We start from the raw sequence: 12,017 nt of genomic DNA on the forward strand, positions 1-12,017 counted from the left end.
GCTTCGTGCCTCAGCATGACAGCGATTTTTATTTACAAACTATCTAAAATATTGGCCTTTTTAGCTTCATATTCTTCCTGGGTAATCAGGTGTTTATCATATAGCGTTTTAAGCTTGCGTAATTTTAAGGTGGTTTCATCTTCCGGCTCTTCTACCACTTCAGCAATCTGGATAACAGGTTGTAACGGCTCTGGAGCTGGTTCGTAAGCTGGTGGCATTTCGGCAAGAGGCTGGGCGTTTAAATTAATGGGCGAGGCTGTTGCACGGTTTTCTTCCAGTTTTTGCTGACGCAGCAATTCTTTATACTCTTCCAATTGCTGGTTTGCAGCCTGATGTAATTTACGTGCCTGTACTTTCGGGATAAACTCGGTTACGATATTTTCGCCATGTTGTGGAACGCAGATAAATTTAGAACCAAAAAACTCTTCTTTAAACGAAACCTCTTTAATGCTTTTCCAGGAGATATCTTTGAAATTCATCGTCAGGCCCAGGTTACCCGGCTCGCAATAGAAAATCCGCTTGTTGGAAATGGCGATGCTATCTGGTAATAAGTTTACCGCCGGTTTTTTTTGTACCGCTAAATATAAAAGTTCTTCACCTGTGGTTAAAAGGTCGTTTAATTTTCCAATCACTTTTTCAACCGCTTTTGGGTCTTGTTCGTCACTCAGAAATCTATCTATACTCATCATAATATTTTAAGATTGTGTTATGGTCATTTTTGATGCTATTCTTCTGCATCTTCATATTTGTTTTTGCTTTTAACATGGGGTTTCCCCGCTATGCAAATTACAAATTCTCCTTTTAAAGTATTGTTTTCAAAGTGTGATTTTATTTCCAGCAAAGTTCCGCGAACAGTTTCTTCGAACATTTTCGTGAGCTCTCTACTTACTGAAGCCTGCCTATCGGCACCCAGATACTGTGCAAATTCATCTAAAGTTTTTAATAAACGGTGCGGGCTTTCGTAAAGTATAATGGTACGTTCTTCTTCGGCCAGTTTTTTAAATTGGGTTTGCCTGCCTTTTTTTACCGGTAAAAAACCTTCAAAACAAAATGCATCGGCAGGTAAACCCGAATTAACCAAAGCAGGTACAAAAGCAGTTGCCCCTGGCAAACATTCTACAGCAATATCATTTTTCAGGGCTTCGCGTACCAGGAAAAAGCCCGGATCTGAAATGGCTGGTGTTCCGGCATCCGATATGAGGGCGATTTTTTGTCCTTCGGTTAAAAATTTGATGATTTCTGAAGTGGCCTTGTGCTCATTGTGCTGGTGGTGTGAGAAAACTCTTTTATCAATCCCAAAATGTTTGAGCATCGGGGCACTGGTACGGGTATCTTCAGCGAGGATCAGATCGCATTCTTTTAATATACGGATTGCCCTAAAGGTCATATCCTCCAAATTGCCTATAGGCGTTGGTACGAGAAATAGTTTGCCATCCATATTTTAGTTTACCGTTTAAAATTAACGGTTTGCAGTTTTTTCCAAACTCCTTACCCCAAACTCCAAACTCTTGTTATCTTTGCTTAAAAAATTAAATAATGCTGCAAGTTAACTATATCCGCGAAAATAGAGAGAAAGTTTTAGAACGTTTAAGTATCCGTAATTTTAAACAACCAGAACTGGTAGATGAGATCATTAAAATTGATGAAGAACGCCGTTCCACTCAAACTTCGTTGGATAGTATTTCTGCTGAAGCTAACGCAGCTGCCAAACAGATTGGCGATTTAATGCGTACAGGTAAAAAAGAAGAAGCCGAAGCCATTAAGGCACAAACGGCTTCTCACAAGGAAAATATCAAAAACCTGAGTGATCAATTGAATGAGTTGGAAACTGCTCAGCACAATTTGATTGTTCAATTGCCTAATTTACCCTATTACCTGGTAAAACAGGGATCTACTGCAGAAGAAAATGAAGTTGTTTTAACTCATGGTGAGCCTGCACAACTACCCGCCAAGGCGTTACCACATTGGGAGCTTGCTGCGAAATATGATATCATCGATTTCGAGTTGGGTGTAAAGATCACGGGTGCTGGTTTTCCGGTTTATAAAGGAAAAGGAGCGAGGTTACAGCGTGCACTGATCAATTTCTTTTTAGATCATGCTACTGCAGCAGGTTATAAAGAAATGCAGGTACCTCATTTGGTGAATGCGGCTTCGGGCTTTGGTACCGGCCAGTTACCGGATAAAGAAGGACAAATGTACCATTCAACTGTTGACGATCTATATTTAATCCCAACAGCCGAAGTTCCGGTAACGAATTTATACCGTGATGTGATTCTTAAAGAAGAAGATCTCCCAATTAAAAATACAGCTTACACACCTTGTTTCCGTAGGGAAGCAGGATCATATGGTGCCCATGTACGTGGTTTAAACCGTTTACACCAGTTTGATAAGGTTGAAGTGGTTCAGGTTACACATCCGGATAAATCTTACGAAACTTTAGAAGAGATGAGCCAATATGTGCAATCTTTATTGAAAGAACTGGGATTACACTATCGCGTATTGCGTTTATGTGGTGGTGATATGGGCTTTACTTCTGCCATGACCTACGATATGGAGGTGTGGAGTGCTGCCCAGGAACGCTGGTTGGAAGTTTCTTCCGTATCAAACTTTGAAACCTACCAGAGTAACCGTTTGAAATTACGTTTTAAAGGTAAAGAAGGTAAAGCGCAGCTTGCCCACTCATTAAACGGAAGTGCGTTGGCCCTACCGCGTATTGTGGCATCTATTTTAGAAAATTACCAAACTGAAGATGGAATTAAAATTCCGGAAGTGTTAGTGAAGTATACAGGATTTGATAGGATTGATTAATCAGGGAAACTAACGAAGTTTCAATGTGCCTGTGCGAAGTGGACTTCGCTGGTTTTGCGTAGGTTGCGCCGAAACTCAAGAAGTTCTCCTGAACGCAAGACCCGCTGATTTCGCAAGACGCGCATAAAAAAAGCTTTGCAATACTGCAAAGCTTTTTGTTTTTATAGATAGATGTTTTTTTAATAATTATAAAATCAGGATCAATAATAAGATGATAATGATAATTGCACCAACTGAAAGATAAACGCCACCAGAAATAGCACGTGCCTGACCTTTTAGTTCCTTTAACTCGCTACGTAAAGCTTTACGTTCTGCTCTCGTTAAGTTAGATTTGTCCATGTCTCTGATTTCTTCAACACGGGTTTTGATTTTTTCCAGTTTTAATGCTTGTTCTGCAGATAATTCTGTTGGGTTTTTCGCAGGTTTGTCAGCCGCTTGAGCTGAATTAAAACTAATGCCTAAAGCAAATACCAGCGCAAGTGTGTAAATGAATTTTTTCATAATATTTAATTTTTTAGTGTTCAATCTCTAGGTAACAAAAAACCTACCAAAATGTTCTTGGTAGGTTTTAAAAGGATTAATTTTAATTATTAAAATGCTTATTTGATTTCGAAAATCGCATTTACGCTAAAATTCAGTTTAATTTTTTTAAAATCAATTTCAGGAGCGCTACTGGCGTCAGCCATTTCAGCTTTCATTGCATAATTTCTGTAAACAGGCTGCATTACATTGTCTCCTCCATCTTGGATCTCGATCACACCACCTAGTTTATCACCTAGAGCGGCGACCATATATGCTGCCTTCTCTTTTGCCGCTAATAAAGCTTTGATTTTAAGCTCTTTTTTTAACGTTTCGATTTTGGAATAATCGTAACTTTCAATATTTGTATTGGCAATACCTTTAGCATCTATAGATTCTAGTATAGCATTGAATTTGTTCAGATCGCTAACTTTTAAACGGTACTGTTTACTGGCCAGGAAATCGGGGTTTTTCTTTTTTTCTGTGGCATAGTTCCAGCTGCTTAAGTTGCTGATGGTTAAATTCTCTTTTGCAATACCCGCTTTTTGTACAGCGGCATACAATTGTTTTTCCAATTCTGTAATGTCAACTTTTTTCTTTCCGTTTAAATATTCTTTAAGCGAAATGCCGATATAAATGATATCGGGGGTAACTTCTGTTTCTGCGGTGCCACTTACGCTAATTTTTCTGCGTAAATCTACTTGTTGAGCCATCGCTGATGATAAACCTAAAAATGCAACCAGTGTTAGTGCTATTAACTTTTTCATAATTTGTAGTGTTTTTAATGGTTATGAAGCTAGCATAAGCTTTTTTATCTAGCTGTTGGTTGCTCATGCAGGTTTCATAACCTTATTGTCATTGTGTGTACTGTAATGATGTAAACCATATGCAAATTCCACACCGAGATTTTATTTTTTTTTATTTCATAAACGATTATCACCATTTAAAGGCTACAATTTTTCCTTTTAATAATCCTATGTGATTTATTTACAGTATGATAAATTATCGCCGGCTGGTGAGGCGAAATCAGATAGCATGCATTTTTGGAATGGGTAAATGCTGGAATAATTCAGGTCTCCTATTGTTTAGAGATCTAAATTCCTTAAAAACTAATCTATCCTTGCAGAGGAAAATACACAATGAAGAAAATTATGCGCAAGGTTTTATGCTTAAATAGACGGAATTATAAACGGTTATAAAACCTGGCGCAGCAGAGTTTTCTGCAAAATTTTAATCATGTTTTGCAATTGGGAGTTGCAAAGAGAATTGAGCGATGGTTATTATACCTTTGATACTTTAACTGCCGTTGGTCCTTTCTGGCCCATTTCTACTTCAAACGTAACTTTATCACCTTCTTTAATCTGGGTAATTAAACCGTTTGCATGAACGAAAATACTATCCTGAGTTTCAGTATTTTTTATAAAACCGTAACCTTTACTGTCATTGAAGAAAGTAACAGTTCCTTTTTTTACAGGATTTTCATCGATGATGTCCTCTTGTCTTGAAATGCCGATCTGAATATCTTCTGTATTGATTACTTTCTTTTTCTTCGGATCCGGTGGAGTGGAAGAGATGTTTCCGTTTTCATCAACGTAAGCCATCATATCTTCAAGCGATAAACCTTTTTTTGCATTAGCCTGACGCTCTTCTTTTTTCTCTTGTTTGTCTTTTTGTTTTTTTAATCGTTTTTTTTCGTTCTCTTTTTTACTGTATGTTGCCTGAGATTTAGCCATATTTTATTTAATTGTTTTGTTTTTGAAAGGTAAGTGGAATGGAGAATTACACAAAGATAACAATACTAAAGCATAAACACGATTTTATTAGGTTATCATCTTGTCATCAGGATTTGTATCATTCAAGAGCTGCAAATCGTAAAAGATGAACAGGTACGCAAAGCACCATCGCTGATTTGGTGTGTGGAAATCGGCGATTAAAAGCTGATGTTTATTACGTTGCAAATGCAAACTTCGATTTCACAGACGATGACGATTGAATTTAAGGATATATCTGTGTTTATCCGTGGAAATCCTGTGGTTATCACTTAATGCTTTTAAGCCATTTATTTTTATCTACCTGATAAACGAAATTCCATTTTAAGGGTTCACCATAATAGGCTACTTCTATTTCAGCGGTTTTAATTGCACCTAATTTTTTAATTGCTTTTTGCGAGCGGAAGTTAGTAGCGCCAATATGCAATACAACTTTATCTACAAATTGAAAAGCGTGATCGAACATTAACGTTTTTAAAGCCTTATTATGTCCCTTGCCCCAAAACGTCCGGGCAATAAATGTGTAACCAATGGCAACCGAATGGTCTGTCTCATCCAATTCGTAGTAACGCGAACTGCCCACAACCTTATTGGTTTCGTTTTCATAAACAATAAAAGCACCCTTTGATTCTATTGCACCTTTAAAGAAATTTTTGAATACCGCTTTTTTGTAGCGGTCTTTATTGGGGTGCTGCTCCCAAATCAAAGGATCTGAAGCTACTGTAAAAAGGATTTCAAAATCTTCTGCTTTTAGGGGAACTACGGTAATCAGATCGTTTACTAATGTAGGCTGTAAATCGAAATTCATATTATTTGTAATAAAAAATGGCTGGTTTTAAGGCCAGCCTTTTGTAATTATGGTTTAAAATTCGTCATTTCCACACACCTGGAAATCTTAAAGCTCCTGGCATTACGATTCCCAATCAAGCCGGGAATGACGCATCTCTTATGAATTAGCTATTTAATTTACCAAACCTTCAATTTCTACTACTTCCTGAGCCTCTTTTTGATAATCAACCTGATCAACTTCAAACCCAAATAAGCTTAAGAAATCAGATCTGTAACCTGGTAAATCGCCTATTACAGGTAAAGTTTCGGTTGTAGCTTCTTCCCAGAGTTTGGCCACTTTAGCCTGGATATCCTCACGCATTTCCCAATCGTCAATTCTGATTCTTCCCTTTTCGTCAACAGGAACTGGGTTGCCGGTATATAATCGATCCGCATATAAACGTTGGATCTGCTCAATCGTACCTTCATGAACGCCCTCTGCTTTCATGATTTTATACAACAATGAAATATATAAAGGAATTACCGGAATGGCAGAACTCGCCTGGGTTACCAATGCCTTGTTAACAGACACATAGGCTTTGCCATCAATATCTTTTAGTTTATCTGCTATTTTAAACGCAGTTGCTTCCAAATCATCTTTAGCTCTTCCAATAGTTCCTTTACGGTATACTGGTTCGGTTAAAGCAGGGCCGATATAAGAATAGGCAACAGTGGTAGCACCATCGGCAAGCAAATTTGCTGCTTTTAAGGCATCAATCCACATGGCCCAATCCTCGCCACCCATTACTGCAACGGTATTTGCGATATCTTCTTCGGTAGCAGGTTCAATGGATATTTCACTCACATTACCAGTATGGAAATCGACAGTTTTATTGGTATAGCTACTGCCAATAGGCTTTAATGTAGAGCGGTGCAATACTTCGGTATCAGGGTGTTTCCTTACCGGGGAAGCCAGGCTATAGATGACAAGATCTACCTGACCAAGGTCAGCTTTGATCAGCTCTATGGTTTTTTCTTTAATTTCTTTAGAGAATGCATCACCGTTTATACTTTTGGCGTATAAACCGGCAGCATGGGCTTCTTTCTCAAAGGCTGCAGTATTGTACCAGCCTGGTGATGCAGTTTTACCTTCTGAAGGTGCTTTTTCAAAAAATACGCCGATTGTAGAAGCACCAGAGCCATAGGCAGCAGTTATACGCGAAGCTAAACCGAAACCGGTTGACGCACCAATAACCAACACTTTTTTAGGACCGTTGATGGCTCCTTTAGATTTTACATATTCAATTTGATTCTTTACGTTCTGCGCGCAGCCATCAGGATGTGCGGTTAAACAGATAAAGCCCCTCATTCTAGGTTCAATAATCATTTTTGTTCTTTTTTACGTTTTGTAATGTTAAAATAAGCACAGTTTTAAGGCTGTTGAAAATACCTTAATGTCCAAATCTTTAACGAAGATATATTTTTAATTCTTTAACCTTAAATGAAATTTGTTTTTAACCGCAAAGTGAGCAAAGGTTTGTGCAAAGCGCGCAAAGTTTAATACAATAGTTTTTGGCGATTTGACTTCGGACCTTGGACTCCGGACTTCTGACTTTCACATATTTCTACTAACTTAGCGGCACACAGGTAAAACCGGATTATCTATTATGAAAAAACTATTGTTATCTGCCGTGATGGTATTCATCATGGCATCTGGAAAGCTATATGCGCAGACCCAACATCAAAATTCGGGTTGGTTTATGTTTTTAAATAATACCAAATTTAATGATAAATGGGGATTGCAATTTGATCTTCAGGTCCGTTCAGCCGATGATTGGGGATATGTGAGAAATACTTTGGTGAGGCCTGCGCTGCAATATTTCATTAATAATAAAAGTAATGTTGCGCTGGGTTACCTTTGGCAGACCACCACAACCGAAGTGATGGGAAGTGCTGATCTTACGCTGCACGAACACCGTATTTTTGAGCAGTATATTTATAATCATAAAATCAGTTCGGTATTTGCCAGCCACAGGTTTAGGGTTGAGCAACGTTTTATTGGCAGAACCGGAGAAGACGCATTTTCGCAAAGGTTCCGTTATTTTGTAAGATTGATACAACCCCTGCAAAAAACACAACCTGTATTTACAAAGGGTGCTTTTGTGGCCTTGCAGGATGAAGTTTTCTTAAACCTTCAGAACAAGAGTAAAATCAACAATAGTGTTTTTGACCAAAACAGGTTATATCTTGCCGCAGGCTATCGTTTTTCAAAGCAGTTCGATCTGGAAGCTGGTTATATGAACCAGGCTTTACATGGCCTTTCGAACAATACGGTTAATCATATTATCCAGCTGGCGGTATACACCAGATTTTAATGTTTTAAAGTCATTTTTTGCATCATAACCTGGCCGAACTGTTAAACCTGTTGTAAATGATTGGCCTTTTTGCTCAATTTGCCTTGTGAAAAAAATTACCATTCTTTTTTTAGCATTTTTGTTTGGCAGGCGGATACAGGCACAGGAGGTTCAAGGTTCAGTAACAGACCGTACATCAGCTTCTAAAAGCTTATTTAACCCCATGCATAGAAGAAATTTTTCGCGTAAGGGCGATTTCTTTTTCAACTGGGGTTATAATAGTTCCTGGTACGGTAAGAGTGATATCAGGTTTCAGGGTCCTAATTACGATTTTACTTTAAAGGATGTAGTGGCACACGATCGACAATCGAAATTAAGCTGGAGCTATTTAAATCCCGGTTTAATTACGGTTCCCCAGTATGATATCCGCGTTGGATATTTTCTTAAAGATAATTACAGCATTTCCATCGGTTGGGATCACATGAAATATGTAATGGATATTCCGCAAACCGTTACAATTAATGGTCATATAGGTCCGAATATTTCACCAACAAATACGCCTACAGGAAGCTTCGCTGGCGATTATAATGGCCAAAGTATTAACGTGAAAGAAAATATGCTTACTTATGAGCATACGGATGGCTTCAACTATGCCAATATTGAAATTGAACGTTACGATGATATCTGGGTTGCACCTGGTGGCAATACCTCTTTAACTTTAGAGACAGGCTTGGGTGGCGGATTAATGGTGCCACGCTCAGATGTACGCCTTTTTGGACAGGGTAGAAATAACCATTTTAGTATTTCGGGTTATGGCATTTCGGCAAAAGTTGGACTTAAGTTTTATGTTTGGAAAAATGTTTACCTGCAGAATACCACAAAATTTGGTGCCACGAATTTAACACATGTACATACTACAGGCTGGGACGAGTACGATCACGCTAGTCAGAAGATTAATTATATTGAAAATATGTGGCTGCTCGGAGTTCAGTTTTAAAAGATTTTGGCGACTGCATCATAAGTTGTAGCTTATCCCTAAGATTGTCACTTTGAGCTTGTCGAAAAGTCTTTAATACACTCTACTGCTCATCCAGTAATCTCCTGTGGTAATTAATCTGCCCCAGGTGATAAGCTAAATGTGTGCTGAGGTGAACCAGGAAAAATTCGGTAGAGGTTTTTTCTCCTAATACCGGTATCGGATATTCGTTATCCATCTGCTCCTGGCTTACCTGGCCTAAAGTTTCGCCAACAACGGTTATGGTCGCTTCGATCATGTTGATCAGTTCCTGCTTTGCGATATCTTTCAGGGAAAACTCCAGTTCGCGGTTCCGGACATAACCGGTGCCACCTAAAGTAGTGCCAATGTAGGTATTCAGGTTACCCACAAGGTGCAGGCAGAGGTTCCCTGCCGGGTTTGTAATGCCATGATCTATCCGCCAAAGGTTCTTCTCGTTTTGGTAAGCCTCAATTTCGGATTTCAGCTTGGTAAGATCCCGGTCAAAAAGTTTTTTAAGTGTTTCGGTAAGCATTTATTTTGAATAAGGAGCGATTTTTTTCGCGGGTTGTGATAATATTTCTTTTCCGGCTTTACTAATCATCAGCTGTGCAGGAGGAGCATCTTTTTCGCCCATTACAATGATAAAACAGGTGTATACATAGTCGCCGCTTTTAAATTGGTAATTGTGGTTTCCCCCACTGCCATCAGGCTTAAATTTGCCATTGGTTAAAATTAATTCAGGCTTATCGCTCATTTTACTTTTTATCGGCCATGAGGCATAACGGTAATTGTCATTACCAAGATCATCGATCCTGATCCGGTACTGAGCAGTTTCGAAAACAAGAACCGGTTGTTCAAAGTTGGCTATTGAGGGGTGAACGTGTTTTTTCTCCAAATTAATCAACCTGGCTTGTTCTTTTGCTTCCAGCTTCGATTGGTGATTAACGGCGATTAATTTTCCGTCGGCATCAAGCCATAATTCACCACGTAGCAACATCAAACCACGCCACCCAACATCGCTCCAATCGGTTTCTACTTTGCTGTTAGTGATTTTTTTAATCAGGTTGCCATCAAATACCTCTTGATAACGCTTCATAAATTCCTGTTTGTTTTTAATCGGCGGAATAGGATAGGCCCTGTTTAAAGGATAACTGATTTTGTTGCTTAGCTTTTGTATGTTTCCGCTTTTAACCACTTTGATAAAACCGGCAACCACCGAGCGATATTTTTTGTCGAGTGTTTGATCCTGTGCATAAATAAAGCAGGCAGAGCAGATTAATAAAAAGGCTAAAAATATTTTTTTCATTATACGGAGGTTGTTAAGCAAATATAATTTTTTGAGCCGAATACCACTGTGTATCATGTGTTTTTGCACCATAATAAATCTTTTTTGTATGGAGTACTGACAGTTGTTTTGTTGAAAATCCAATTTTCTTTTTGAAAAGCAGGTTCCTGTGGGCATCGGTGGCGAAAGCCCTGCCATCCGCTTTACTTCACTGCGTTCGTGTCCGCTCCTGTCAGGTTTAAATTACCTGGGCAGACCTTTCTATCTCAAACCCCTGCCCGTGCAGGCGGGCGACAGCCGCGGCAGCCCCTGATTAAGCACCGGTTTATTTATATTTTGGTGTGCTTGCTGGTTTTACAGGTTTTCATCAGGGCTAAAGCAAATGGCGGGACTGCTATAGCCCAACGGCTTCTGTATTTGCTTTCCAAAAAACAGGATAGTTTCCGGGTAGCAATAGTTGTTGCTGAAAAACCAATTTTCTTTTTTTGAAAAACAGGATCCTGTGGGCATCGGTGGCGAAAGCCCTGCCATCCGCTTTACTTCACTGCGTTCGTGCCCGCTCCTGTCAGGTTTAAATTACCTGGGCAGACCTTTCTATCGTAAACCCAACGGCTTCTGTATTTGCTTTCCAAAAGAAAAAATATTTTTCTGCAAAGTGAATAAAAAAACGCCCCAAATTTCTCCGGAGCGTTCCTTTTAAGGTAATGAATCTTATACTTTTCTTACACTACCTGAGCCAATAACCGTTTTATCGACAGTTGGATTACCAGAATAGTTAACGCTTCCTGATCCGCTGATTACAGCCCTGATGCTTTCGCTAACTGCAATATTAACCTTTCCTGAACCACTAATGGTGCTGGTTAATGTTTTTGTAGTAAAAGATTTACCGGCAAAAGTGCCTGAGCTGCTGATCACTACTTTCGAATGGTCTGCAACCCCTGTAATGTTTATTGAACCTGATCCGCTGATTACACCGCTATAGTTATCTACATCAGCTGTTGCTTTGATATTTCCTGAACCGCTAAGGGTTGTTGTGAGGCTACCCGTGCTGATTTTTCCATTTACAGTTAAGCTTCCATCGCCGCTAACGGTTAAACTCGCCAATTCTTTTGCCGAAACATAAGCCGTTATCTTTTTGCCTTCGTATTTTCTCGACCAACTGGTGATGCTGGTTTGCGGACGGATCACTAAAATATTGCTTTTAACTTCAGTAACAATTGTGGCCAATGCTTCTGCATCGCCTTCTAAACGACAGCTTTCGCTGTTTCCGAAAGTTACGATTACATTTATAGGACCTGCTACAGCAACGCCATTGAAATTTTTTACGTCTCTATCGTCGTTATTATTCCTGAAAGTGTGGGTGCTGATCTGGTCTTTTGCAACTGCATTAATGCTAAAGCTTAATGAAAGGGAGGCTAATAATATGGCAAATACTTTTTTCATGATTACCGATTTTGTTTTTTAGATAAATAATGAGCTTTTTTATAAGACGTCGGTTTTTTCAAAAAGTTGCGTAT

General features: G+C 39.0%; 13 protein-coding genes. 3 read left to right on the forward strand and 10 right to left on the reverse strand.

What is annotated here, in order from left to right; genetic code table 11:
- Positions 1 to 32 precede the first annotated feature (32 nt).
- Together ACK1I8_RS20990 and rsmI are read right to left on the reverse strand one after the other, a co-directional pair.
- Positions 33 to 689, reverse strand: coding sequence for a PH domain-containing protein (locus ACK1I8_RS20990; protein WP_412467203.1), 657 nt, complete (start codon positions 687 to 689; stop codon positions 33 to 35).
- 35 nt (positions 690 to 724) lie between these two features.
- A complete protein-coding gene (gene rsmI, locus ACK1I8_RS20995; RefSeq protein ID WP_412467204.1) occupies positions 725 to 1,438 on the reverse strand; it encodes a 16S rRNA (cytidine(1402)-2'-O)-methyltransferase in 714 nt (237 codons plus the stop codon).
- A 98-nt stretch (positions 1,439 to 1,536) separates the two neighbouring features.
- On the opposite strand from rsmI, the gene serS reads away from it, so the two are divergent.
- Entirely contained in the window at positions 1,537 to 2,808 is a 1,272-nt protein-coding gene (serS, locus tag ACK1I8_RS21000) for a serine--tRNA ligase (RefSeq protein ID WP_412467205.1), read from the forward strand.
- A gap of 186 nt (positions 2,809 to 2,994) precedes the next feature.
- Here serS and ACK1I8_RS21005 read toward each other — a convergent pair whose 3' ends face one another.
- From ACK1I8_RS21005 to fabV, 5 genes are all read right to left on the reverse strand, one after another.
- Positions 2,995 to 3,309 carry a hypothetical protein gene (locus ACK1I8_RS21005; RefSeq protein ID WP_412467206.1) on the reverse strand — a complete coding sequence of 105 codons (315 nt, stop codon included), beginning with the start codon at positions 3,307 to 3,309 and terminating at the stop codon, positions 2,995 to 2,997.
- Between the two features lie 98 nt (positions 3,310 to 3,407).
- A complete protein-coding gene (locus tag ACK1I8_RS21010; RefSeq protein ID WP_412467207.1) occupies positions 3,408 to 4,094 on the reverse strand; it encodes an SIMPL domain-containing protein in 687 nt (228 codons plus the stop codon).
- A gap of 513 nt (positions 4,095 to 4,607) precedes the next feature.
- Positions 4,608 to 5,060 carry a cold-shock protein gene (locus ACK1I8_RS21015; RefSeq protein ID WP_205059235.1) on the reverse strand — a complete coding sequence of 151 codons (453 nt, stop codon included), beginning with the start codon at positions 5,058 to 5,060 and terminating at the stop codon, positions 4,608 to 4,610.
- 304 nt (positions 5,061 to 5,364) lie between these two features.
- Complete coding sequence (locus ACK1I8_RS21020; protein ID WP_412467208.1) at positions 5,365 to 5,904, reverse strand: GNAT family N-acetyltransferase; 540 nt, start codon at positions 5,902 to 5,904, stop codon at positions 5,365 to 5,367.
- A gap of 153 nt (positions 5,905 to 6,057) precedes the next feature.
- Positions 6,058 to 7,251 carry an enoyl-ACP reductase FabV gene (fabV, locus tag ACK1I8_RS21025; RefSeq protein ID WP_412467209.1) on the reverse strand — a complete coding sequence of 398 codons (1,194 nt, stop codon included), beginning with the start codon at positions 7,249 to 7,251 and terminating at the stop codon, positions 6,058 to 6,060.
- Positions 7,252 to 7,531: 280 nt separating this feature from the next.
- Between fabV and ACK1I8_RS21030 the strand changes: the two genes are divergently transcribed.
- Together ACK1I8_RS21030 and ACK1I8_RS21035 are read left to right on the forward strand one after the other, a co-directional pair.
- Entirely contained in the window at positions 7,532 to 8,239 is a 708-nt protein-coding gene (locus ACK1I8_RS21030; protein ID WP_412467210.1) for a DUF2490 domain-containing protein, read from the forward strand.
- A gap of 85 nt (positions 8,240 to 8,324) precedes the next feature.
- Positions 8,325 to 9,215 carry a hypothetical protein gene (locus tag ACK1I8_RS21035; protein ID WP_412467211.1) on the forward strand — a complete coding sequence of 297 codons (891 nt, stop codon included), beginning with the start codon at positions 8,325 to 8,327 and terminating at the stop codon, positions 9,213 to 9,215.
- A gap of 82 nt (positions 9,216 to 9,297) precedes the next feature.
- Here the strand turns inward: ACK1I8_RS21035 and ACK1I8_RS21040 are convergent, their stop codons facing one another.
- The 3 genes from ACK1I8_RS21040 to ACK1I8_RS21050 form a co-directional block, all read right to left on the reverse strand.
- On the reverse strand, positions 9,298 to 9,747 hold the full coding sequence (locus ACK1I8_RS21040) for a DUF1572 family protein (protein ID WP_412467212.1): 450 nt from the start codon (positions 9,745 to 9,747) through the stop codon (positions 9,298 to 9,300).
- Positions 9,748 to 10,521, reverse strand: coding sequence for a hypothetical protein (locus ACK1I8_RS21045; protein ID WP_412467213.1), 774 nt, complete (start codon positions 10,519 to 10,521; stop codon positions 9,748 to 9,750).
- A gap of 690 nt (positions 10,522 to 11,211) precedes the next feature.
- Positions 11,212 to 11,943, reverse strand: coding sequence for a head GIN domain-containing protein (locus tag ACK1I8_RS21050; RefSeq protein WP_412467214.1), 732 nt, complete (start codon positions 11,941 to 11,943; stop codon positions 11,212 to 11,214).
- Positions 11,944 to 12,017 lie beyond the last annotated feature (74 nt).

This window comes from Pedobacter sp. KLB.chiD, assembly GCF_047040275.1.
Classification (GTDB): domain Bacteria; phylum Bacteroidota; class Bacteroidia; order Sphingobacteriales; family Sphingobacteriaceae; genus Pedobacter.